Origin of the sequence: Rhizobium sp. BK602 (assembly GCF_014195095.1) — a bacterium.
Classification (GTDB): Bacteria; Pseudomonadota; Alphaproteobacteria; order Rhizobiales; family Rhizobiaceae; genus Rhizobium.
On the sequence record NZ_JACIBC010000001.1, the window covers coordinates 754118 to 775754 of the forward strand.

At 61.5% G+C, this 21637-nt stretch carries 24 protein-coding genes; 12 read left to right on the forward strand and 12 right to left on the reverse strand.

Features of this window, described 5'->3' with window-relative positions; translation table 11 throughout:
• Positions 1-52 precede the first annotated feature (52 nt).
• On the reverse strand, positions 53-745 hold the full coding sequence (locus tag FHX11_RS03665) for a DUF599 family protein (RefSeq protein ID WP_184355135.1): 693 nt from the start codon (positions 743-745) through the stop codon (positions 53-55).
• 198 nt (positions 746-943) lie between these two features.
• Between FHX11_RS03665 and FHX11_RS03670 the strand changes: the two genes are divergently transcribed.
• Positions 944-2353 carry an L-serine ammonia-lyase gene (locus tag FHX11_RS03670; protein WP_184355137.1) on the forward strand — a complete coding sequence of 470 codons (1410 nt, stop codon included), beginning with the start codon at positions 944-946 and terminating at the stop codon, positions 2351-2353.
• Between the two features lie 59 nt (positions 2354-2412).
• Entirely contained in the window at positions 2413-2850 is a 438-nt protein-coding gene (locus FHX11_RS03675) for a DUF1489 family protein (RefSeq protein ID WP_184355139.1), read from the forward strand.
• 10 nt (positions 2851-2860) lie between these two features.
• Here FHX11_RS03675 and FHX11_RS03680 read toward each other — a convergent pair whose 3' ends face one another.
• From FHX11_RS03680 to FHX11_RS03710, 7 genes are all read right to left on the reverse strand, one after another.
• Entirely contained in the window at positions 2861-3139 is a 279-nt protein-coding gene (locus tag FHX11_RS03680) for a hypothetical protein (RefSeq protein WP_184355141.1), read from the reverse strand.
• A gap of 129 nt (positions 3140-3268) precedes the next feature.
• Positions 3269-4780, reverse strand: a complete 1512-nt coding sequence (locus tag FHX11_RS03685; protein WP_184355143.1) for a D-alanyl-D-alanine carboxypeptidase — start codon at positions 4778-4780, stop codon at positions 3269-3271.
• A gap of 117 nt (positions 4781-4897) precedes the next feature.
• On the reverse strand, positions 4898-5668 hold the full coding sequence (locus FHX11_RS03690) for a hypothetical protein (RefSeq protein WP_184355145.1): 771 nt from the start codon (positions 5666-5668) through the stop codon (positions 4898-4900).
• A gap of 303 nt (positions 5669-5971) precedes the next feature.
• On the reverse strand, positions 5972-6577 hold the full coding sequence (locus tag FHX11_RS03695; protein WP_184355147.1) for a transglutaminase-like cysteine peptidase: 606 nt from the start codon (positions 6575-6577) through the stop codon (positions 5972-5974).
• Between the two features lie 390 nt (positions 6578-6967).
• Positions 6968-7930: a prolyl aminopeptidase gene (gene pip / locus FHX11_RS03700; RefSeq protein ID WP_184355149.1), complete on the reverse strand. Its 963-nt coding sequence runs from the start codon at positions 7928-7930 to the stop codon at positions 6968-6970.
• Positions 7931-8000: 70 nt separating this feature from the next.
• Positions 8001-8630, reverse strand: a complete 630-nt coding sequence (locus FHX11_RS03705) for a PilZ domain-containing protein (protein WP_184355151.1) — start codon at positions 8628-8630, stop codon at positions 8001-8003.
• Between the two features lie 85 nt (positions 8631-8715).
• The gene (locus FHX11_RS03710) at positions 8716-9381 is read right to left on the reverse strand and encodes a PAS domain-containing protein (RefSeq protein ID WP_184355808.1); all 666 of its coding nucleotides are present in this window, start codon (positions 9379-9381) and stop codon (positions 8716-8718) included.
• 315 nt (positions 9382-9696) lie between these two features.
• Here FHX11_RS03710 and FHX11_RS03715 point away from each other — a divergent pair, with 315 nt between their 5' ends.
• Together FHX11_RS03715 and FHX11_RS03720 are read left to right on the forward strand one after the other, a co-directional pair.
• The gene (locus tag FHX11_RS03715) at positions 9697-10467 is read left to right on the forward strand and encodes a rhomboid family intramembrane serine protease (protein WP_184355153.1); all 771 of its coding nucleotides are present in this window, start codon (positions 9697-9699) and stop codon (positions 10465-10467) included.
• Between the two features lie 165 nt (positions 10468-10632).
• Positions 10633-11067: a CBS domain-containing protein gene (locus tag FHX11_RS03720; RefSeq protein WP_184355155.1), complete on the forward strand. Its 435-nt coding sequence runs from the start codon at positions 10633-10635 to the stop codon at positions 11065-11067.
• 170 nt (positions 11068-11237) lie between these two features.
• Here FHX11_RS03720 and FHX11_RS03725 read toward each other — a convergent pair whose 3' ends face one another.
• The 3 genes from FHX11_RS03725 to folE all read right to left on the reverse strand — a co-directional run bounded on the left by FHX11_RS03725 (position 11238) and on the right by folE (position 13412).
• The gene (locus FHX11_RS03725; RefSeq protein ID WP_184355157.1) at positions 11238-12203 is read right to left on the reverse strand and encodes a patatin-like phospholipase family protein; all 966 of its coding nucleotides are present in this window, start codon (positions 12201-12203) and stop codon (positions 11238-11240) included.
• A gap of 108 nt (positions 12204-12311) precedes the next feature.
• Entirely contained in the window at positions 12312-12761 is a 450-nt protein-coding gene (gene hisI / locus FHX11_RS03730; protein ID WP_184355159.1) for a phosphoribosyl-AMP cyclohydrolase, read from the reverse strand.
• Positions 12762-12788: 27 nt separating this feature from the next.
• Positions 12789-13412: a GTP cyclohydrolase I FolE gene (gene folE, locus FHX11_RS03735; protein WP_184355161.1), complete on the reverse strand. Its 624-nt coding sequence runs from the start codon at positions 13410-13412 to the stop codon at positions 12789-12791.
• 293 nt (positions 13413-13705) lie between these two features.
• Here folE and FHX11_RS03740 point away from each other — a divergent pair, with 293 nt between their 5' ends.
• The 4 genes from FHX11_RS03740 to thrS all read left to right on the forward strand — a co-directional run bounded on the left by FHX11_RS03740 (position 13706) and on the right by thrS (position 17252).
• Positions 13706-14167: an iron-sulfur cluster assembly scaffold protein gene (locus FHX11_RS03740; RefSeq protein ID WP_184355810.1), complete on the forward strand. Its 462-nt coding sequence runs from the start codon at positions 13706-13708 to the stop codon at positions 14165-14167.
• A 16-nt stretch (positions 14168-14183) separates the two neighbouring features.
• Positions 14184-14615, forward strand: coding sequence for a membrane protein insertion efficiency factor YidD (yidD, locus tag FHX11_RS03745; RefSeq protein WP_184355163.1), 432 nt, complete (start codon positions 14184-14186; stop codon positions 14613-14615).
• Positions 14612-15142 (forward strand): DUF1697 domain-containing protein, encoded by a 531-nt coding sequence (locus FHX11_RS03750; RefSeq protein ID WP_184355165.1) that lies wholly within the window; start codon positions 14612-14614, stop codon positions 15140-15142. The genes yidD and FHX11_RS03750 overlap by 4 nt, the downstream gene beginning before the upstream one ends.
• Positions 15143-15263: 121 nt before the next feature.
• Positions 15264-17252 (forward strand): threonine--tRNA ligase, encoded by a 1989-nt coding sequence (gene thrS / locus FHX11_RS03755; RefSeq protein WP_184355167.1) that lies wholly within the window; start codon positions 15264-15266, stop codon positions 17250-17252.
• A gap of 138 nt (positions 17253-17390) precedes the next feature.
• On the opposite strand, the gene FHX11_RS03760 is transcribed toward thrS, so the two are convergent.
• Positions 17391-18461: a hypothetical protein gene (locus FHX11_RS03760; protein WP_246780900.1), complete on the reverse strand. Its 1071-nt coding sequence runs from the start codon at positions 18459-18461 to the stop codon at positions 17391-17393.
• A 154-nt stretch (positions 18462-18615) separates the two neighbouring features.
• Between FHX11_RS03760 and FHX11_RS03765 the strand changes: the two genes are divergently transcribed.
• From FHX11_RS03765 to FHX11_RS03780, 4 genes are all read left to right on the forward strand, one after another.
• Positions 18616-19203, forward strand: a complete 588-nt coding sequence (locus FHX11_RS03765; RefSeq protein WP_184355170.1) for a nitroreductase — start codon at positions 18616-18618, stop codon at positions 19201-19203.
• Positions 19203-19808 (forward strand): flavin reductase family protein, encoded by a 606-nt coding sequence (locus tag FHX11_RS03770; protein ID WP_184355172.1) that lies wholly within the window; start codon positions 19203-19205, stop codon positions 19806-19808. The genes FHX11_RS03765 and FHX11_RS03770 overlap by 1 nt, the downstream gene beginning before the upstream one ends.
• Positions 19809-19936: 128 nt before the next feature.
• A complete protein-coding gene (locus FHX11_RS03775; protein ID WP_184355174.1) occupies positions 19937-21076 on the forward strand; it encodes a DUF2336 domain-containing protein in 1140 nt (379 codons plus the stop codon).
• Between the two features lie 92 nt (positions 21077-21168).
• On the forward strand, positions 21169-21564 hold the full coding sequence (locus FHX11_RS03780) for a GNAT family N-acetyltransferase (RefSeq protein ID WP_246780901.1): 396 nt from the start codon (positions 21169-21171) through the stop codon (positions 21562-21564).
• Positions 21565-21637 lie beyond the last annotated feature (73 nt).

A 21637-nucleotide genomic window follows, 5' to 3' on the forward strand; every position in this document is an offset into this window, starting at 1 on the left:
GGCATGAATTCAGATCGTCGGCGCCGGCACCTTCAACGGCGGAGTGGCGCTGTCATGGCACATCGATATCCATGATGGCCAGACGGGCGTCGGAAAAAAACTGCCGGCGAACCAGTACCACGATGATGAAGAGCGTGGTGATCATGAAGACATAGGGGCTCAGGAACCAGCCGAGATAACCGATCGACAGGAAGATTGCTCTGAGGCCCGCATTGAAATTGCGGGCGGCGATGACGTTCATGCGGATCACGCGCTCGGCGGCGCGTTCCGCCGCCGGCGGATCGAGCTCGGCATCCTGCCGCATCGGCAGGGCGCCGAAGAGGATGGTGCAATAGTTGAACAGGCGATAGGCCCAGCCGAACTTGAAGAAGGCATAGCCGAACAGGCAGGCAAGCCCCGCCACCTTGATTTCGAAAGCGGCGCGGCCGCCATTGAGAATGAAAGGCAGGTCGGAAAAGAAGGCGTTGACCTTGTCGGTGGCGCCAAGCAGGGCGAAGCAGCTGCCGATGGCGAAGATCGACGTGGACGCGAAGAAGCCGGTTCCGTTCTGCAGGCCGGACAGGATCTGCGTATCGATCATCTTCAGGTCGCGGCGCAGCGAATTGTGAATCCATTCCCGGCGGCGTTCGTTCATCGCCAGCGTCAGGCTGGTGCGATTGAAGAAACTGGCGCTGGTGGTGATCCAGTTGAGCGCGATCCAAAGCACAACAAAGAGGGCGAGGGCGACATAGTCGGCAGTCGTCATGAAGGCAGATTCTCCAAATCCATAGGGTGCCGATTCTAGCTGACGGGCGTTTGCGCGCAATGGCCTTATGTTTGCACCGCCTGATGCCTATATGGTATGTCGCAGGGATGAAATCCGATGTCGGTTGATCGCCGTACAGGGGGGCCTCGATGGCGTAGCCTTGTGACGGCTCGATTTGCCGAGGAGCACCAAAGGTCCATGTTTCTTTCAGTTTTCGATGTTTTCAAAATCGGTGTCGGACCGTCCAGTTCGCACACGATGGGCCCGATGTCCGCCGCCAATCGGTTTCTCGACCTTCTGCTGTCGAACGAATGGCCGCGCCCGTCCTCGAACGTACATGTCGCGTCGATCAAGGTGAGCCTGCACGGTTCGTTGGCGCATACCGGTATCGGCCATGGCACGGGCAGGGCGGTGATTCTCGGCCTGATGGGCGAACGTCCGGACCAGGTCGATCCCGACCGGATGGATATCGTCATCGACGAGGTCGAGCGCAGCGGCCGCATCATGCCGCCGGGCCATCCGGCCTATCAGTTTCAGCCAAAGACCGATCTGATCTTCGACAAGAAGGTGCCGCTGCCGGGCCATGCCAACGGCATGAGCTTCTCCGCCTTCGACAAGGACGATCGCCTGCTCGTCAAGCGCATCTATTATTCCGTGGGTGGCGGTTTCGTCGTCACCGATACCGAGCTCGAACAGATGCGCGCCGACAAGAAGAAGTCCGCGGCATCCGGTGAGCGCATACCTTTCCCCTTTGCCACGGCAAAGCAGATGCTGGAGATGTCCGAGCGCTCCGGCCTGTCGATCGCGCAGATGAAGCGGGCCAATGAAGAGACGCGCATGAGCAGCGACGAGCTCGACGCCGGGCTCGACCGCATTTGGGCGGCGATGAGCAGCTGCATCGATCGGGGCCTGAAGGTCGATGGCATCATGCCGGGCGGACTGAAGGTACGCCGCCGCGCCCGCGCCATCCACGACAAGCTGCAGGAGGAATGGCGCAGCAACCGCATCAATCCGCTGCTCGCCAACGACTGGCTGAGCGTCTACGCCATGGCCGTCAACGAGGAGAATGCCGCCGGCGGCCGCGTGGTCACGGCTCCGACGAACGGCGCGGCTGGCGTCATTCCCGCGACCATCCGCTACTACCAGCATTTCCACGAGGACTGGGACCAGGACGGCATCCGCAACTACCTGCTGACGGCCGCCGCCGTCGGCGGCATCATCAAGCACAATGCCTCGATCTCCGGCGCCGAAGTCGGCTGTCAGGGCGAGGTGGGTTCGGCGGCCGCGATGGCGGCTGCGGGACTTGCCGCCGTCATGGGCGCTTCGCCGGAGCAGATCGAGAATGCCGCCGAAATCGCGCTGGAACACCATCTCGGCATGACCTGCGATCCGGTCGCGGGTCTCGTGCAGGTGCCCTGCATCGAGCGCAATGCGCTGGGCGCCGTCAAGGCGGTGACGGCCGCCTCGCTCGCCATCAAGGGCGACGGCCAGCATTTCGTCCCGCTCGACGCCTGCATCGAGACCATGCGCCAGACCGGCTACGACATGAGCGAGAAGTACAAGGAAACCTCGACGGGCGGCCTTGCCGTGAACGTCGTCGAGTGCTGAGTGTGGACGCCCGCCGATAAGAGCTTGACGCTGCCGGTCAAAAGGATTTCAACGGCGTCATGGCTTTGCATATCATCAAATTGTGCGTGGGCGCGGACTCACTGGAGGACCTGCGCGAATGGGTTTCCGAGCGGGCGATGAGCGCCATCGCCGCCGGTCTGGAGCCGCATACGACCCATACCACCCGCATGGTGCCGAAGCGCGTGGACGAGCTGCTGGACGGCGGCTCGCTCTATTGGGTGATCAAGGGGCAGGTGCAGGCGCGACAAAAGCTCTTGGGCATAGAAACCTTCACCGATGTCGACGGCATCCATCGCTGCCGGCTCATCCTCGATCCGAGCGTGATCGAGACCGCCAGCCAGCCGCGTCGGGCCTTTCAGGGCTGGCGCTACCTGCCGCAGGAGGACGTGCCGCGCGATCTCGACAGTCTCGGCGGCGGCGTCAACGAACTGCCCGCGGATCTCCGCCGCGAGCTTTCCGAGCTGGGCTTGCTCTAAAACAAGCCGCTCAACGCAGCCGTATCTGCACCGGAGCCTGGCCGTTCGGCGAGGTGATGTGCAGGTGGATATGGGCTTCCGGCTGCGAATAGCGCCAGGCGCGGGCGCCGTGGCAGAGCAGAATGCCGATCAGATCTTTCGTCTTGTTGCGCGAACGCGAACGGTTGAGGCCGAGATCGGCCAACCGCAATGCCGCCTCATGCAGCGGATGAAGGGCAAAGCCGCCCTTCGGCTTGATCTTTCCCGCGCCATCGAGCGAGAAACCAGGAAAGTTCTCGTTCATCGCCATTTCACATCCCCGTAACACATTACAAACTCAGGGCCGGCCCGACGAACATTCGGGACCGGAACGCCGGGTCTCGCCACGCGCAACCCGGCAATCTCTCGGCAATGCGATGCACAGACGGTGATCGCATTCCTATTCCAAACTCGCCCAGCACTTCACGCCGGCTTTCTTGAGTGCCTTGCAGGCATTGACCGCCGCATTCTGGTCGGCAAAGCCGCCGAAACGGGCGCGATAGCCGCCATCATAGGCAACCGCATAGGGCTTGGCGGCGCGCAGCGCCTTGCCGCCCTTGCTCTTGGCATTGTCGAGCAGATCGCCGGCACCATCCTTGCTGGAGGAGACGCCGATCTGTACGACCCAGCCGGTCGGACCCTTTTCAGCCTTGCTCGCCTTTTCGGGCTTTTCAGCCTTCTCGACCTTCTGCGGCTTGATGATCTTCGTATCGGCCTTGGAGGTGGATGCCGTCGTCACGCTATCGACTTCGACGGCATCGTCTTCATCGTCAGATGCGGGCGTCGGAGCGATGGACGCGACTTCGTTCGATGCGGCGCGCTGCTTCTGCTTGGTCGCGAGCAGCGGATTGGCCGACTTCGGCGTTACCGCGGCGAATGCAGCGGCGCTCGACGGCTGCTCGTCATCATCCGCTTCCGCCGCTGGCGCGATATTGGCCTTTGCCGTGGTGACGGCAACCATGCGGGCGCTTGCCGCCTTGACGTTCGGCGTCTCCGCAACGGTCTGGGCGACGATGTTGGAGGAAATATGCTTCGTCGATGCCTGCGGCAGATAGGTGGCGATCAGCTTGCGCATCTGGTTGTCGCGGGCAGGCGTCGAGGTGCCGCCGAGCACGACGCCGACGATCGACCGGCCATCGACCTTGACCGAGGTCGCGAGATTGTAGCCGGCCGCGCGCGTATAGCCGGTCTTGATGCCGTCGACGCCGCGGACGCTGCCGACAAGGCGGTTGTGACCCAGAATGACCCGGTTACCGAGATGGAAGCTCGTTTCCGAAAAGAAGGGGTAATATTGCGGGAAATGTTCGCGCAGGGCGACGCCAAGGCGGGCCTGGTCGCGCGCCGTCGTCATCTGCGCGGTGTTCGGCAGGCCGTTCGGGTTGCGGTAGGTGGTGCGCGTCATGCCGAGCGCACGAGCCTTGTCGTTCATCATGCGGGCGAAACCGTCTTCCGAACCGCCGAGCATTTCACCAAGTGCCATGGCGGCGTCATTGGCGGATTTGGTCACGATGCCCAGGATAGCCTCGCGCACCGTCACCGAGCGCCCCGTGCCGATGCCGAGCTTGGTCGGCGCCTGCATGGCGGCGTTCTTGGAAAAGACGACGGGGGTATCGAGCGTGATCCGGCCGGCTTCAAGCGCCTCGAAAGTCAGATAGACCGTCATCATCTTGGTCAGCGATGCCGGATAATGGAGCGTGTCCGCATTCTCGCTATAGAGGACATTGCCGGTATTCGCGTCGATGACGATACCCGCATATTTCGGGCCTCCGGCTGCATTCGACGCATCGACGGTGATGGTCACCGTCACGGTCGAAATAGCAAGACCAAACAGCACCTTCGTCAGAAGCTTACCGGTATGCGACGAGGATGCGGAGAAAATTGATCTGGACACTACTTCACTCTCTGCTTGCATTTATGGTCTCGATTATCCGGCCGCCGCCTCCATGAACGCCCGTTGCGTTCCAACCTAGAGACTTAGCGTTACCAATCGGTTTATGATGAACAGTTGGTTTCAAGTTTTGGCACCATTTTAGCCGTCATTAGCCGACCTAGCGCCGGCGTTCGGTGCCGCGACGAGCCGGGCCTTGACGAAGGCTTGAACAGCCTCGTCCATCGCCCGCCAATCCTTGAGCTGATTGCTGGAAAAACGATAAAGTACGCTGAGATCCTTGCCGATCGCGACATCGCGCTGGCAATCGCCGCTCGTCGCCTGATCGGGCGAGGCGGGCAGGATGCAGCGCACGACATAATCGGGTTGATTGGCGCGGGGCGCGGTCAGCAGTACCTCGCCGCTATAGCCGGCATCGGCGCGCAGGCGATGGCCCGTCAATCCGTAAGGACCGGCAAATGCCTCGCCCTCCGTCAGATGCGAATAGATCGGCTCCAGCCGGCCGGACATGTCGCGTGACATTGTGCTCTGGCTGATCTGGAGAAAGATCAGCGGCGAAGATTGCGAGATGTCGTCAAAGCGCAGCCGATCGGCCTCGCTGTACCCCTGCATCTGCGGCCAGGTGAGGTAGAGATCGATGCGTTCGGCGGCGCCATCGATCCTCTGGCTTGGAAAGCGGATAGTATTGGCGCCGAGCCGCAGCGTGTCTTCCCCGACCATGACGGTGACCGGTTTCGTGCTCGCCGTATGGCCGGCAAGCGAGATCCTTTCCCCGAGCCAATGGCCGCCAACGGTGATCGCGATCGTCAATCCCGCGAGCACGGCGACGCCTGCCGTCAAACGGTAGACAAGACCGCTCGATATCAGCGGCCGTTCATCGATCATGGAGGCGGACGACAAAGGAGGGGTCATGCGCTTGCCTTCGGTTTCCAGTCGCCCGCATCATCACCTCTTGATGATGTCGCGGTAGCAAAAGACCCTGATGAGTCCCGTTACCGAATGATTGTCGCCATGATGGTTAATGGGTCGTTAAAAATGGGCAGGCTTGCATGTTTAATAGCGCATGCACGACGCGGATAGCCGGAAGGAAGAGCCGTTCCCGGGACAGCGGGAACGGCTCGAGGCGCCGGTCAGGACAGAATGCGGGGACAGACCGGTGCCCCTGACCCGGATCGCCGGCGCTAGGCCACCGCCGATCTCCAGGTTCTTGGAGACTTATTTCAAGCTGCCGACGGCGACGGCGCGGCCGTCCTGTATCTTGACCCAGCGAGCGGGATCATCAGCGGACTGGCGCTTGAGGAAGGTGTATTCGGTGTCCGACCAGAGATTTACCTTGTTGCGCATATTGTCGAGAATGAAATCGCCGCGATCGGTGCGCACCGTCAATACGGCGTGCCCCTCGCCATTCGGCTGCAGGACGACGGTCATCAGCAGGTCGGAGGGAGAGAAGCCGGCTTCGATCAGCTCCTTGCGCTTCAGGAGCGCGAAGTCCTCGCAATCGCCGGCGACGGTCGGGATCGCCCATTTTTCCTCGACGCCATAAAGGTCCATGTCGGTCATCGGCTTGATCGTCGTATTGACCGTGTAGTTGATCTTCAGGAGGGTCTTCCAGCGGTCCTCGGTGAGGATGGCGGGACCGGCATCGCCGCCCGCATAGGCGCATTCCTTCGGATTCTCCTTGCAGAACTGATAATGACCGATCGGCGGAGCGGCATCGCCCGTGATCGTCATGTTGGCAGGCGTCGCGTGAGCGAAGCCGAGACAGCCGAAGGTGAAGAGAGCTATTGCGGCGTAACCGCGAAGAAGGAATTGAAAGCTCATGTCCGTGTCCCTGTTTTATTAGGACCAGAATGACATGCAGGCTTTTATCCCACGCAAAATTACGCAGTTAAATTAAGTGCTTAGTTGAATCAAATACCGCGAAAATTATCATAAAATTTGAATCAAATTCGAGATAAAGCGGAAAGCAGGTCTGAAAAACCGCCGGCGCCGGGAAAAGCGGCAGGGAATATTTTATCCAATTGTTTTCATTGGATTTATTTCTCCAAAATCCGGCTTTTCCATTCGTTTTGCCGCCCGGCGGCTTTCTGGATGGCGATCGAGAACATCGTTCCCGTGTGCCGTCATGATCGCGCCAAGACGGCGAATGTCCGCGCGTCGTGCCATTTTGAAACAGAGTGCCGAAAATTATTTTTGGATTTTTTACTGCCTTCAGGCGAGGGCGCGGAATTCGTCGGTTGCCGCGACGATGGCCGCGGCCATCTCCGATGTTCCTGGCGAATGCGCCGCGTTGGGAACGATGACGAGCTGCGCCGCCGGCCAAGCCTGCGACAATTCCCAGGCCGTGGTCATCGGCCCTTCGAGATCAAACCGGCCCTGAATCATCTTGCAGGCAATACCCTGCAGCCTGCCGACATTCCGCAAGATCTGCCCGTCCTCCAACCAGCCGCGATGATGGAAGTAATGCGTGATGATACGGGCTCTCGCCGTGACATAGCGTGGGTCGGACCAGCGCTCCGGCAGGCTCGCGCGCGGATCGACGAGGATCGAGGCCGCTTCCCATTCATGCCAGTCCCTGGCCGCCTTGACGTGAACGGCCGGGTCCGGATCGCGGAGCAGGTGGTAATAGGCTGCCACCAGATCGCCGTCCCGCATAGTCTGCGGGACAGCCGCGCGAAAGCGCGCCCACTCCGCCGGAAAGAAGCGAGCGAGCCCCTTGTAGAGCCAGTCGATTTCCGATGGGCGGGTCATGGTCACGCCGGTGACGACGAGCCCAGTGACATGGTCCGGATGGGCCTGGGCATAGAGCAGGGCCAGGGTGCATCCCCAGGAATTGCCGAAGACCAGCCAGCGCTCGATGCCAAGAAAACACCGGAGCCGCTCGATGTCGGCCACAAGATGCCAGGTCGTATTGGCGCTCAGATCGGCCTCCGGCTCCGATGCGTGCGGCAGGCTGCCGCCGCAACCTCGCTGATCGAACTGGACGATGCGATAATGATGCGGATCGAAGAAGCGGCGGATGCTGCCGGAGCTCCCCGATCCCGGACCGCCATGCAGGATAAGGACCGGCTTGCCGTTGGGATTTCCCGATTGCATCCAGTGAATGCTGTTGGCATCGCCAACATCGAGCATGCCCCGCTCATGGGGTTCGATTTCCGGATAGAGCGTCGTCATCGGTGGCCACGTTGTTGCGCGAATGGAGCGCCTCTGTTTCCAGAAGCAACGTGACGGCAGAATGACGCGATCAGAGGAATTCGCGCAATGTCTCGCGCGATTGCACCGACAGGAATTCCACGGCGACGCCCTCGATGAAATGGCGCACGACGCGGCCGCGCATGTTGCCCAGTCGAACAGGTGTTCCAATCGGCGGACGCGCCTCGACGTCGACGGCGGCGCCGGAGAGGGAAAGATCCATGATGCGGCAGACATAGCGGGTGCCGTCTTCCAGCGTCAGCTCGCTCTGGGTACTGCGCGGCGTCAGGCGATCGTGGCGCCGATCTTCCGGTAGGCCGAGTTCATGCTTGTTGGCAAGCCAGGTAAGCTGGGCGGCGAGCTTCTCCCGCTTGCGGTCGGTCGCGTTGATCGACATGGTGAAGCCACGACCGTCGACGGCGACGACATTGCCCTCGACGCGGCCGAGATGATCGATATAGGCGACGACGCGCTCATCGGCGCGCGGACGTCCCAGGCAGGTGACATACATGTCGCCCGGCGACATATCCGTGACCAGGCATTCGAACTCTTCATAGCTTGCCAGCATCAGACGACCCTGCATATTGATCGGAACCCGCTGAAAGGTCCGCTGATCGCTGCGGGGCGCAGTCCGTGCCGTCAGATTGGAGCGCGTCGACTGATCTGGCTGGAATGAATGCATGAACGAGCTTCTTCAACCGATTATGAGTTCCTGCAATCATTAGCCGAAACTTCTTAAAGCAAGGTTGTCTTTTCGGACCAGCAACTTAGAAAGGGCGGCTAAATCTGTCTCGCGATGAAGCAACAGGCCCTTGATCGCGGGCGGCGGGCTTGGAGTTCAGAAGTCGGCGCATCAGTTCGCCGATCCCCGCTGCCTTGTCGCGTGGCGCGGCCAAATCGACCGGATCGGGATATAGTGGTGGTTCGACCGCGCGGGCAGGGCGCTCATGCAGCAAACGGCTGCGATCGAGTGCCAGGAACTCCAGTCGGTCGTTGCTCAGCCAGGCCATTTGCGCTGCCGGCGTCAGACAGCCGAGCAGGCGATCGCAGCATTCGGCGGACGAGCGCAGCGGCATCAGCACCATCTCGAAGGCCATGTGCCGGCCGCCGATGCTGTAACCCGTGGCGTTGATCAGGGCGGGGACGACATGCTCCATGACGCCGGTTGCGATTCCCACGGGATCGCTGGCCTGGCTGCCTGCCCACAGGGCCGTGAAACTCTCGCCGCGAATCTCGCGTCCCATGAGGCTGCAGATCGCCGTTCCCGCCAGCCGAAAACGCGGCGCGGCATCCGGCATCCGCTCCAGGATGAAGAGCTGCGGCAGGATATGGCGAACCGCGGACGGCTGTATCAAATTGCGCTGGGGCGCGTCCGCATTGCCGCGGAGCTGCTCCCAGTAGGTAAATATCTCGATGCTCGGCTTTTGGCGCATGACGCGTCCGTGTCCCATTTCGGTTCAATTTCCGGGGCGCTCATCGCCCTTACATCTTGCCTTGCGTATTTCATGCCAAGCCGGACCCGTTAGGGTTAACGGAGTGTTTCGCTTGTCTTCGCGGCACGGTAATGGGAGAAACGGACATCACTTCATGAGGGTGACCTACAGCACGAACTGACGGGCGCGGGATGAAGCCATTGCGGCGGAGACCCCGGCGGGGAGCGTCCGAACAAGCCGTCCGGCCAGGACGGCTTTTTTTTTGAATTTTGCTGCGGTATGTCTCGGTTCCCTTTCAGGACAGCAGAGCAAGACATGGATGATGCAGAGGCGCCGCGCCGCCAGCCAGAAGACCCTCGGCCGCCGCAGCGCGTGCCGGCTTTCAACCTTCCGCCGGTCATCCTGGCAAGCTTGGCGTTGCTGATTGCCGTCTTCGCGATCCAGAACCTGCCCTGGTGGTCGGACGATACGCTGAACTGGCTCTATTTCACCTTCAGCTTCATGCCGGCGCGCTATGCCTTTCCGCTGTCGCAGCAGGGACTGGAATGGCTGTGGACGCCGGTCACCTATTCGCTTCTGCATGGCGGCATCGAGCATATCGTGTTCAACGGACTGTGGCTGATGGTCTTCGCCGCGCCGGTCGCGCGACGTATCGGCGCCACGCGTTACGTCATCTTCTGGGTGTTTTCGGCGGCCGCCTCCGCATTTCTGCATGCCGTGATCTATTGGGGCGACCAGACCCTGCTGATCGGCGCATCGGGTGTCGTCTCAGCCCTGATGGGCGCCGCCTGCCGCTTCGCTTTTCCTGCGATGGATGGACGCCGCGGCGGCATGCGGCAGGCGCATCTCAATCCGCGCCTGTCGATCCTGGGCTCGCTGCGCAGCCGCACGGTCGTCGCCTATATCGTCATGTGGGTCGCCGGCAACGCGCTGGTCGCCTTCGGCATCACGCTTGTCGGCGACAACGCGCAGCCGGTCGCCTGGGATGCGCATATCGGCGGCTTCCTCTTTGGTTTCCTGCTGTTTTCCCTGTTTGACCGCCAGCCTGGCATCGAAGTCGAAAACTCCGCTACTCCGACGGAATGAAGCTGTTGCTTTCTTGCCTGCACAGGCGCAAGATTCACGCTTATCGGCCGCGCGAGCGTGGAGAGTAGCGTGACCGATGAAGGGGCGTCGGGCCGGAATCTGGGGTGATTTCGGAACAAAGCCGGGGCTTCGATGTTCACTGTGCTTTCGAGATTGGAGGATCGAATGTCAGTTTCCGTAAAGGCCATACTCGACATCAAGGGTCGCGACGTCGTTACCACCGGGGGTAATACGACCGTCGCGGAGGCCGCGAGGATTCTCAACGAGAATCGTATCGGCGCCATCGTTGTCGTCGGCATGGCAGGCAAGATTTCCGGCATCTTCACCGAGCGCGACGTGGTCAACGCCGTTGCCAAGCATGGTCACGGCTGTCTCGACCAGCCGATCGCCTCGCTGATGACGGCAAAGGTTCATCGCTGCAAGGAAGAGACCACCACCGATGAATTGATGGAAGTGATGACCCAGCGCCGCTTCCGCCATGTTCCCGTCGAGGAAAAAGGCAAGCTCTCCGGCATCATCTCGATCGGCGACGTCGTCAAATGGCGCATCCGTGAAATCGAGCTCGAGGCCGAACAGATCAAGGCCTATATCGCCGGGTAAGAAGCGGCTCGGCAGGGTCGAAGCAATCGACCGGCGGTCGGTCGCGACCGCGATTGCGCCGCGTGTAAAGCGAGGGGCCGGGTGGTGCATCCTATACGCATCCATCCTGCCCTTCTAGGCAAGCTGGCCCGCAGCGATCATTTCCCAAAAGCTTTTCCGTCTATTTGACGCTACCGCGCGTAGGCTTCCTGCATGCGCCGGATTTCGGTAATCCGCGCCGAGGTTTCCTCGTAGCCGCGTTCGATCGCCTCGCCGGCGCGGTGAAATTCCGAGAGGCCAACATCGCTGAGGCGCGGATGCAGCGCCAGGTCCGGCGGGTCGCCGGCAAGGCGGGCGCGGGAGATGCGATCCTGAATGATGTTGAAGGCCTGTACCATGACGCTGGTCATGCCGAGCTTGGTGGTTGGCACTTCTTCGCGCCGCTGCGGCTCGCCACCGGGCGGGCCGGCATTGTGCTTGACGACGGCCGACCGGCCGAAAAGATCGTAATGCAGGTTGACGGCAACCACGAGCGGCTGCTCGTAGGCGCGGCAGACAGAGACGGGTACGGGATTGACCAGTGCGCCATCGACCAGCGTCCGGCTGTTGGTGCGAATGGGTTCGAAAATGCCGGGCAGGGCATAGGATGCGCGGATGGCGGTGATCAGCGAACCGTTGGCGATCCAGACCTCGTGGCCGGTGTTGAGCTCGGCTGCGACGGCAACGAAGGGGCGGTTCAAATCCTCGATCGACAGACCTTCGAGATGCTCCTGCATGCGCTTGGTGAGCCGCATGCCGCCGAAGAGGCCGCTGCCGCCGATGGTGAGATCGAGCAGGCTTGCGATGCGGCGCATCGTCAGGGATCGGGCGAAGCTTTCCAGCTCATCCAGCTTGCCGGCAAGATAACAGCCGCCGACCAGGGCGCCGATGGAGGTGCCGGCGATCATGCCGACCTCTATGCCGGCTTCGTCAATGGCCCGCAGCACGCCGATATGGGCCCAGCCACGAGCGGCGCCGCCACCCAGCGCCAATGCAATTTTTGCTTTCTTTGGGGGAGCAGGCGCAACAGGGGGAACAAGCGCACCTTGCGATCCTGTCGGCCCCGGATCCACCGAAGCCTGCCCGGCACCCTGACGCCCCAAACCCCAATTCAGCATGGCATCACTTCCTCCGAGACGTATGCGTGCTCTGCTAGAAGATTGGCCCTTTTTGGTTTCCAAATCGTATATTTAGCTATGGCCGCCGCGCAAGCGGCTCGCCGCGTCTTATTGACGATAGACGTCGCTGGGATCGAAATGCAGGTGATCGTCGACGACCTTCACCACCGGTTTGCCATCCTCCAGCTCGACCGTGCGGTAGAAGCAGGAGCGCCGTCCAGTATGGCACGTTGCATCGTGTCCGGCGACCTCGACTTTCAGCCAGATGGCGTCCTGGTCGCAATCGGTCCGGATCTCCCTCACCGTTTGCAGGTTTCCGGAGGTTTCGCCCTTTTTCCAGATTTTGGCGCGCGAGCGGCTGAAATAATGGGCCGTTCCGGTCTTGATGGTCAGCGCCAAAGCTTCGGCATTCATATGCGCGACCATCAGCAGCTCGCCGTCTTTTGCGTCGGTAACGATCGCGGTGATCAGGCCGCGATCGTCGAAACGGGGCGTGAAGTCGCCCGCATCCTCAAGCTCGGACTTGTCCGCAGAAGGTGCGTTGAATACCAGGTTCATATCTCCGGTTCTTTCGTTGAAGCCTTTTTAGCGGCTCCGGACCATCGTCATGAAGCGGACCTGTTCGGCCGGATCGGCCTTGAAGGCGCCGGTGAACGTCGTCGTCAGCGTCGAAGCGCCCTGCTGCTGCACGCCACGCATCGCCATGCACATATGCTCGGCTTCGATCATGACGGCGACGCCGCGCGGACGCAGGGAATCGTCGATGGCATTGGCGATCTGGGCGGTCATCGCCTCCTGCGTCTGCAGGCGGCGGCCAAAGATTTCGACGACGCGGCCGATCTTCGACAGGCCCAGCACGCGGCCGTTCGGCAAATAGGCGACATGCGCCTTGCCGATGATCGGCACCATATGGTGTTCGCAATGCGAGTAGAACGGAATGTCGCGCACGAGGACGATGTCGTCGTAGCCCGAAACCTCTTCGAAGGTGCGACCAAGCACGTCCTCGGGGTTCATGTCGTAGCCGGCGAAAAGCTCGCGATAGGCCTTGGCGACGCGGGCCGGGGTATCCAAGAGGCCCTCGCGCTGCGGGTCGTCGCCTGCCCAGCGCAGCAGCACGCGAACGGCGTCCTCGGCTTCCTTCTGCGACGGACGATCCAATATCGGATCGGTTTCAACGGCCTGCGGAAAGTTCTTTACAATGGCGTCCATTACCTGTGGTCTCCTGACCCGCACTTGCGGATATCATCTTGTCGGACTCGCCACTGGTATTTCCCGAAACACGGAGAATATGTACCTTTGGCGGGCTCCGGGGCGTTCTGGCTGGCGGACAAGCCTGCCGTCCTGCACGGTTTCCCATCAAACTTACAGAAGACCATTGCATTTCTGTGGCCTTCGAACGACATACATATAGTATGGCATTGCCCCTGTGAAAGTCTCCTAACAAGAGACGCTATGTTTTTTGTTAGGAAACGCAAACAGGGTACATCGGAGCAAGATCGATGATGGACGAGATCTACAACAGCAAGATTCTGGAGTTCGCCGGCAATATCGAACGCATTGGCAGTCTTTCCGACGCCGATGCAAGCGCTCAGGCCCATTCCAGACTTTGCGGTTCCCGCGTCAAGATCTGGCTGAAGATGGACGGCGATGTCGTTACCGATTTTGCGCACGACGTCAAGGCCTGTGCGCTCGGTCAGGCCTCTTCTTCGATCATGGCTCGCCATGTGGTTGGTGCTACCGCCGGCGAATTACGCCAGGCACGCGAAGATATGCTCGCCATGCTGAAAGCGGATGGAGAAGGCCCCGACGGGCGCTTCGAAGACATGCGCTACCTCCGGCCGGTCAGGGACTACAAGGCTCGCCACGCATCGACGATGCTGACCTTCGATGCCGTCGTAGACGCGATCGGGCAGGTCGAGGCGGCACGCAATGGTCCTGTCGTCTCGTCGGCGGAAGCCGTCTGATCGAGATCGAACCGCAATGTGTCAATTCTGTCTCATGCAGGACGACGATGAAGACGAGGGCGGCGCTGCTCCTTCCAATCATGCGCGCCGCAATTCATCACCACCTGGTGATAAGGTGGTCAGATCTCGGAATTACTCCGGTCCCTTCCGCAAGACGCCCGACAGGCTGCTCGGCATGGCCCTCATCCGCCTCTACCAGCTGACGCTTTCCGGTTTCGTCGGCAATGGCTGTCGTCATGTCCCGACCTGTTCGGAATACGGCTATGAATCGGTCGCCCGGCACGGCCTTTGGGCCGGTGGCTGGATGACGCTGTTCAGGGTGGCGCGCTGCGGCCCCGGCGGCACGAGCGGGCTCGATCCCGTGCCGGAGCGCCTGGATCGGCGCTATCATTGGTGGGCGCCGTGGCGCTATTTCGCCATCGGCCGAAAACCCGCCGGAGCGGCATGAGGACTTACGTCGCATTGCTGCACAGCATCGTGCTCGGCCCTGGACGCAGGGTGATCATGAGCGATCTGAAGGCAATGGCAGAAGAACTCGGCTTTTCGAACGCCAGAACCTTGGTCGCGACCGGCAATCTGGTTTTCGAAGCACAGGAACAGCCGATCAGGGAGATCGAAACGCGACTTGAAGCCGGATTCGTCGGCGCTTTCGGCAAATCCGTCGATATTATCGGCCGCGATGCCGGGGCATGGCTGAAACTTGCCGCCGGCAATCCGTTCAAGGACGGAAAGGGCAGCGAGGTCATCGTCCGCGTCATGCGCCAGCCGCTCGATGCCGCCATCCTCACGATGCTCGACAAGAATCGCAGCAGTACCGAACGCATGGCCATCGTTGACGGCGATCTCTGGATCGACTTCGGTGGCAAGGCAAGCGAAACGCGTCTGCTTCCGGCACTGACGACGAAACGCCTTGGCGTGGGCACGTTGCGCAACTGGAATACGGTGCAAGGACTGGCCGCAATGATCGATCCGTAAAGCGCTTTTTCTTTACTAGACGGCCAAATATCGCTATCAGGCGACCGCGCTCAACACGTCATTGACCGCATCTATTGAAACCACCCGCATTCGTTGGCGGGACTGGACAAGGAGAATTTCGATGTCCCAATCCGTTTCCCTGACATTTCCCGATGGTTCCGTGCGCAGCTACGATGCTGGTGCAACCGGCCGGGATGTCGCCGAATCCATTTCCAAATCGCTTGCCAAGAAGGCTGTCGCCATTGCGATCGACGGCACCGTACGGGACCTTTCCGATCCGGTGACCGAAGGCAAGATCGAGATCATCACCCGCACCGACGACCGCGCGCTGGAACTGATCCGGCACGATGCCGCGCACGTCATGGCCGAAGCGGTGCAGGAATTGTGGCCCGGCACGCAGGTGACGATCGGCCCGGTCATCGAAAACGGCTTCTACTACGACTTCGCCAAGAACGAGCCCTTTACGCCCGATGACCTGCCGGTCATCGAGAAGAAGATGCGCGAGATCATCCAGCGCAACGCCCCCTTCACCAAGCAGATCTGGTCGCGCGACAAGGCGAAGGAAGTCTTTGCCGCCAAGGGCGAGCGCTACAAGGTGGAGCTGGTCGACGCCATTCCCGAAGGCCAGGATCTGAAGATCTACTATCAGGGCGATTGGTTCGACCTTTGCCGCGGTCCGCATATGGCCTCGACCGGCCAGATCGGCACGGCCTTCAAGCTGATGAAGGTGGCCGGCGCCTATTGGCGCGGCGACAGCAACAATCCGATGCTGACCCGCATCTATGGCACGGCATTCGCCGAGCAGGCTGATCTCGACAACTACCTGCACATCCTCGCCGAAGCCGAAAAGCGCGACCATCGCCGCCTCGGTCGCGAAATGGACCTGTTCCATTTCCAGGAGGAAGGCCCCGGCGTCGTCTTCTGGCACGGCAAGGGCTGGCGCATGTTCCAGACGCTGGTCTCCTATATGCGCCGGCGGCTGCAGGGCGACTATCAGGAGGTCAACGCGCCGCAGGTGCTCGACAAGTCGCTTTGGGAAACCTCGGGTCACTGGGGCTGGTATCGCGACAATATGTTTAAGGTCACGGTCGCCGGCGACGAGACCGACGACGATCGCGTCTTCGCGCTGAAGCCGATGAACTGCCCCGGCCACATCCAGATCTTCAAGCATGGCTTGAAGTCCTACCGCGAATTGCCGATCCGTCTTGCGGAATTCGGCGCCGTGCATCGCTACGAGCCTTCGGGCGCGCTGCACGGGTTGATGCGCGTGCGCGGCTTTACGCAGGACGACGCGCATATCTTCTGCACCGATGAGCAGATGGCGGCTGAATGCCTGAAGATCAACGATTTGATCCTGTCGGTCTACGAAGATTTCGGTTTCGAGGAAATCGTCGTCAAGCTCTCCACCCGTCCGGACAAGCGCGTCGGCTCCGATGCTCTCTGGGATCGTGCCGAAAGCGTGATGATGGACGTGCTGAAGACGATCGAGGAACAGTCCGGCGGCCGCATCAAGACCGGCATTCTGCCGGGCGAGGGCGCGTTCTACGGGCCGAAGTTCGAATATACGCTGAAGGACGCCATCGGCCGCGAATGGCAGTGCGGCACGACGCAGGTCGACTTCAACCTGCCGGAACGCTTCGGTGCATTCTACATCGACCAGCATTCCGAAAAAACGCAGCCGGTGATGATCCATCGCGCCATCTGCGGCTCGATGGAACGCTTCCTCGGCATCCTGATCGAGAACTTTGCCGGCCATATGCCGCTCTGGGTTTCGCCGCTGCAGGTGGTGGTCGCGACCATTACCTCGGAGGCCGATGCCTATGGCGAAGAGGTTGCGGAGGCGCTGCGCGATGCCGGTCTCACGGTCGAGACCGATTTCCGCAACGAGAAGATCAACTACAAGATCCGCGAGCATTCGGTGACGAAGGTTCCGGTGATCATCGTCTGCGGCAAGAAGGAAGCCGAGGAGCGCTCGGTCAACATCCGCCGCCTCGGCAGCCAGGCGCAGACGGCGATGTCGCTCGACGAAGCGATCGCATCGCTCGCGCTCGAGGCCACCGCGCCCGATATCCTGCGCAAGCAGGAAGCCAAGCGGATCAAGGCCGCTTGATGGAACACTCTCTGGCGGCGTCTTCAGGCGCCGTCAGAGGACCGGCGCCGAGGTCCGAGGAATCGGTCGTCGAAGCTCCAAACATGGTCTTTTGAAAACGACCAGACGGCATGGCGGGAAGCCGGCCAAATCCCGCCCTCAATCCATGCTTTCGCCATCGTCCCCACCGGCTGCCGGAGCCAGTTGCTCATAGGTCGGCAGCGGCTGCTGGCGGGTCGAGATTGCGGGCGTCTGGTTCGGCGCCGCCTGCGGCGTCTGGACAGGGATCTGCTGCGCCGGCTGCTGGTCGTTGGCATCCTGCGGCTGCTGTTCCTTCATCAGCACCTCGACATCGGTGTTGGTGCCAGCAACCACGGTGAAATCGCGCTGGTAGATCTTGTCCTTGTTGCGGGCGATGGCGGTGTACTGGCCTTCGGCCAGCACCATCGCCGGGAAGGCACTCAGGCTTTCGCCGACGATGTCGCCGGCGGAAGTCAGGATCGACCAGGCCGTATCGGCGATCGCTTCGCTGCCGGCATCTGAGACCAGCTTGAAGGTGATCTTCGCAGCCCGGTGCTGGATCGTCGCTTCCGTGACCTTGCCGGCCTCCACCTGGATATCGGCGCGGATGACGGCATTGACTTCGCCATACTCGGAAACGACGTGATAGGTGCCGGCGCTGAGGCCGACCAGCGTGTTTGGCTTGACATCGGACATGACGAGGCCGCGCTCGCCATCTTCCTTGGCATCGCTGGAATAGATCGAGAAGCTCAGTTCGGCAGGCGGGATGCGCATATCGGAACCGGACACGGCATTCAACACCATGCCGCCGGCGTCGAGCACCATGGTCTGTTTGCGCACGTCACCGCTTTCCGGCACGGTGAGCTTCTTGGTCACGCCGGCGCGGCCGAAGGAGACGTTGACGAAGTAGTCGCCGGGCAGGAGATGGAAGGAGGCCGAGCCGCCCTTCGAACTTGCCACCAGCGGCAGCTTGCCGTCCGTGCCGGCAAAGGGGCTGAAGACATACCAGGACAGGCCCTGCTGTTGCGGCCCGCTGTCCGGCGAAAGCTTCGCTTCCAGCGAGACGTCCCGCAGCGTCCCGGCGGCTGAGTTCTCGCCGTCAGGAGCGACGAAGGCGTTGAGCTTCGGCATCTTGACGCTGCCGTCGAGCTGCTTGAACTCCTGAAAGGCATCCTGCGCCGGGGCCGCCGTGCTCCAGCATGCGACCATCGCCAAAGCCGCGCTCAATCGGCGAGCGGATGAAATGCCTAACATGAGTTCCCAACCGATTGACTTCCGATATAACACAGGCCACTTCAAGACCAACGCGATGGCAAATTCAAGACCCACATTCCCCGCGCATGAAAATGAAAGCAATCATTCCATGAAAACCGATATCAAGCTTGTCGATTATCTGGCGGTTCGCCGGTCCATTCCAGCGTTTCAAATGAGCGAGCCGGGCCCGGACAAGGCCGAGATCGAGGACATCCTGCGGCTGGCCTCGCGCGTGCCGGATCACGGAAAGCTCGCCCCCTGGCGCTTCATCGTCTATCGCGGCGAGGAAAGGGTGCGGATCGGCGAGGGGCTGTTGAAGCTCGCGCTGGAAGCCAAGCCGGACCTGTCGGACGAGATGATCCAGGTCGAGCGCACGCGCTTCACCCGCGCGCCGGTCGTCATCGCCGTGGTCAGCAAGGCGGCACCGCATTTCAAGATCCCGGAATGGGAGCAGTTGATGTCGGCCGGCGCATTGTGCCTCAACCTGCTGATCTCCGCCAATGCCCACGGCTGGGTGTCGAACTGGCTGACCGAATGGTTCGCCTATGACGAGCGCGCCTATCCGCTGCTCGGCGTCCAGCCGGGCGAAAAGGTGGCCGGCTTCATCCATATCGGCTCCTCCGACTTCCCGCCCGTCGAACGCCCGCGTCCGGAACTGACGGAAACCGTAAGCTGGGTCGGCGGCGAGGACGCGTAATGTTCTATACGACGGATACCAACCAGCACGGCCTGTCCCACGATCCCTTCAAGGCGATCGTCGCGCCAAGGCCGATCGGCTGGATCGGTAGCAAGGGCAGGGACGGTTCGCTGAACCTGTCCCCCTATTCCTTCTTCAACGCCATCAGCGACCGGCCGAAGCTGGTGATGTTTTCCTCCACGGGGCGTAAGGACAGCGCCCGCAATGTCGAGGAAACCGGTGTCTTCACCGCCAATCTCGTCAGCCGCAACCTCGTCGAGAAGATGAACCATTCATCCATCTCCGTGCCCTATGGGACGAACGAGTTCGAGCTTGCCGGCCTGACTGCCGAGCCGGGCAGGCTGGTCGATGCTCCCTATGTGGCTGAAGCCCTTGCCGTTCTCGAATGCCGGGTGACCGAGATCATGCGCCCCAGGGATCTCGATGGCCAGCCGACGGACAATGTCATGGTCTTCGGCCAGGTCGTCGGCATCCATATCGATGAGACGATCATCCGCGACGGGCGACTTGACATGGCGCTCGCGCGTCCCGTGGCCCGGATGGGTTACATGGACTATAGCGAAGGCAGCGATGTTTTCGAGCTGCTGCGGCCGAAAGCGCCGTAAGCCCCGCTCGTCAGCTCCGCGCATTAGTGGTTAATAAACAAGGTAAACGGCCCGTAAACCTTTCGTCAGTAACGTCACCGATATGAGTTTGCGGGCCGGGAATCGTCCCGCCGCTATCGGGGCAATACGTGATCATAGAAGCATTTCTTCGCTGGGCCGAGACCGCCAAGGCAGAGGGTAGGGCAAGGGCGGCCAATGCCCTTGGCCGCGCCTATCTGCAATCGGCAATGTCGCCCGAGGAGCGCTCGGCGGCCGAGATGGCGATGATCTATATCCTTGATGATTCCTCGCCGCGCGTACGCCTGTCGCTCGCCGAGGCCGTGGCGCGCGCGCCGAATGCGCCGCGCAATGTCATCCTGGCGCTTGCCGAGGATCAGCCGGAGATCGCCGGGCAGGTCATTCTCCTTTCACCGATCTTCACCGATGGCGATCTCGTCGATCTTGCGCTGCGCGGCAGCGACGTGACGCGCGTGCTGATCGCCTCGCGCGGACAGGTATCGCGGCCGGTTTGCGCGGCTCTTGCCGAAATCGGCGGCGAGACAGAAATCCTTTGCCTGCTCGAGAACGACGGCGCGTCCCTGCCGCGCGCCTCGCTGAAGCGTATTGCCGAGCGGTTCGGCGGCCAGGCCGATATTCGCGGCCTGCTTCTGGCGCGTGACGCCTTGCCATCGGATGTGCGGCACCTGCTGATGCGCCATGTCTGCGACGCTATGGCGGGCTCCGGTCTCATCCAGGCCACGATCGATGCGGGCCGGTTGCAGCACATTACGCGCGAGGCGGGCGAGGCGGCGACGGTCTCCATCGCCGGAACGGTTGCGCACGACGACATTTCCGATCTCGTCGAGCATCTGCGCCAGTCCGGCTGCCTGACGCCGGCCTTTCTGATGCATGCGCTCTGCACCGGCAAGGTCGATTTCTTCGCCGGCGCCATCACCAATCTCTCCGGCTGCGACGAGCGTCGCGTCCGTTCGATCCTTTCGAGCGGACGGACCTACGCCGTACGCGCCCTCTATGAATCCGCCGGGCTGCCGCACGATATCAGCATCGTCTTCGTCGAGGCGACGCTGATCTGGCGGGAAGCATCGCGCGTGGCTGATGGCACGAAGCTCGACAATGTCTCCGCCCGGCTGATGCGCAAATTCCGGGTCGCTGAACAGTCGCCGGCTGCGGCTATCCAGTTGCTCGAGATGGTCGAGAAGCTCGCCAATGCCGAGCGGCGGCAATCGGCGCGGGATTTCGTCGCGCTGGCCGCGCTGACGGCCGCGTGATATGGATCGGCCTTCGCAGTTTCGGGACCATGTTCTTGCTGACCATTGCCATTGAATCGCCGCGCCAGGACGGCGTCATCCGTCTCCTCGACATGTCGACCGCCTATGCGGAATCGCTTTATCCGGCGGAGAGCAATCATCTGCTCGACCTGGCCTCGCTGGAGAAGCCCGAAGTCACCTTCTGGGTCGCGCGGCTGGAAGGCGAAATCGTCGGCTGCTGCTCGCTGGTCGAAGCGGGCGACGGCACGGCGGAGATCAAGCGCATGTTCGTCGATCCGGTCGCCAGAGGGCAGAGGGTCGCTCAGAAGCTGATGGACGTGCTCGAAGAAAAGGCCTCGCAAAGAAGGCTGACGGCCGTGCGTCTCGAAACCGGCATATACCAGCCGGAAGCCATCGCCCTCTATCGCAAGTTCGGTTATGTCGAGATCGAGCCGTTCGGCGACTATCAGCCCGACCCGCTCAGCCTGTTCATGGAAAAGGCGCTTTAAGTTTTTGTTTTGACGCAATTCCGGGCGGAAAGCGGCTCACGCATTTTTCCTGGAATTGCGCCAGATCCCGGCT

Bases quoted from the DNA above. Each gene is read 5' to 3' on its own strand.
- FHX11_RS03725 (WP_184355157.1), bottom strand. From the start codon at position 12,203: ATGCTGAATTGGGGTTTGGGGCGTCAGGGTGCCGGGCAGGCTTCGGTG.
- FHX11_RS03720 (WP_184355155.1), top strand. From the start codon at position 10,633: ATGTCAGTTTCCGTAAAGGCCATACTCGACATCAAGGGTCGCGACGTC.
- FHX11_RS03740 (WP_184355810.1), top strand. From the start codon at position 13,706: ATGGACGAGATCTACAACAGCAAGATTCTGGAGTTCGCCGGCAATATC.
- hisI (WP_184355159.1), bottom strand. From the start codon at position 12,761: ATGAACCTGGTATTCAACGCACCTTCTGCGGACAAGTCCGAGCTTGAG.
- FHX11_RS03750 (WP_184355165.1), top strand. From the start codon at position 14,612: ATGAGGACTTACGTCGCATTGCTGCACAGCATCGTGCTCGGCCCTGGA.
- FHX11_RS03710 (WP_184355808.1), bottom strand. From the start codon at position 9,381: ATGCGCCAAAAGCCGAGCATCGAGATATTTACCTACTGGGAGCAGCTC.
- FHX11_RS03765 (WP_184355170.1), top strand. From the start codon at position 18,616: ATGAAAACCGATATCAAGCTTGTCGATTATCTGGCGGTTCGCCGGTCC.
- FHX11_RS03685 (WP_184355143.1), bottom strand. From the start codon at position 4,780: ATGCAAGCAGAGAGTGAAGTAGTGTCCAGATCAATTTTCTCCGCATCC.
- FHX11_RS03675 (WP_184355139.1), top strand. From the start codon at position 2,413: ATGGCTTTGCATATCATCAAATTGTGCGTGGGCGCGGACTCACTGGAG.
- thrS (WP_184355167.1), top strand. From the start codon at position 15,264: ATGTCCCAATCCGTTTCCCTGACATTTCCCGATGGTTCCGTGCGCAGC.
- folE (WP_184355161.1), bottom strand. From the start codon at position 13,412: ATGGACGCCATTGTAAAGAACTTTCCGCAGGCCGTTGAAACCGATCCG.
- FHX11_RS03780 (WP_246780901.1), top strand. From the start codon at position 21,169: ATGTCGACCGCCTATGCGGAATCGCTTTATCCGGCGGAGAGCAATCAT.
- FHX11_RS03760 (WP_246780900.1), bottom strand. From the start codon at position 18,461: ATGGTCGCATGCTGGAGCACGGCGGCCCCGGCGCAGGATGCCTTTCAG.
- FHX11_RS03690 (WP_184355145.1), bottom strand. From the start codon at position 5,668: ATGACCCCTCCTTTGTCGTCCGCCTCCATGATCGATGAACGGCCGCTG.
- FHX11_RS03665 (WP_184355135.1), bottom strand. From the start codon at position 745: ATGACGACTGCCGACTATGTCGCCCTCGCCCTCTTTGTTGTGCTTTGG.
- pip (WP_184355149.1), bottom strand. From the start codon at position 7,930: ATGACGACGCTCTATCCGGAAATCGAACCCCATGAGCGGGGCATGCTC.
- FHX11_RS03695 (WP_184355147.1), bottom strand. From the start codon at position 6,577: ATGAGCTTTCAATTCCTTCTTCGCGGTTACGCCGCAATAGCTCTCTTC.
- FHX11_RS03680 (WP_184355141.1), bottom strand. From the start codon at position 3,139: ATGGCGATGAACGAGAACTTTCCTGGTTTCTCGCTCGATGGCGCGGGA.
- yidD (WP_184355163.1), top strand. From the start codon at position 14,184: ATGTGTCAATTCTGTCTCATGCAGGACGACGATGAAGACGAGGGCGGC.
- FHX11_RS03705 (WP_184355151.1), bottom strand. From the start codon at position 8,630: ATGCATTCATTCCAGCCAGATCAGTCGACGCGCTCCAATCTGACGGCA.
- FHX11_RS03715 (WP_184355153.1), top strand. From the start codon at position 9,697: ATGGATGATGCAGAGGCGCCGCGCCGCCAGCCAGAAGACCCTCGGCCG.
- FHX11_RS03770 (WP_184355172.1), top strand. From the start codon at position 19,203: ATGTTCTATACGACGGATACCAACCAGCACGGCCTGTCCCACGATCCC.
- FHX11_RS03670 (WP_184355137.1), top strand. From the start codon at position 944: ATGTTTCTTTCAGTTTTCGATGTTTTCAAAATCGGTGTCGGACCGTCC.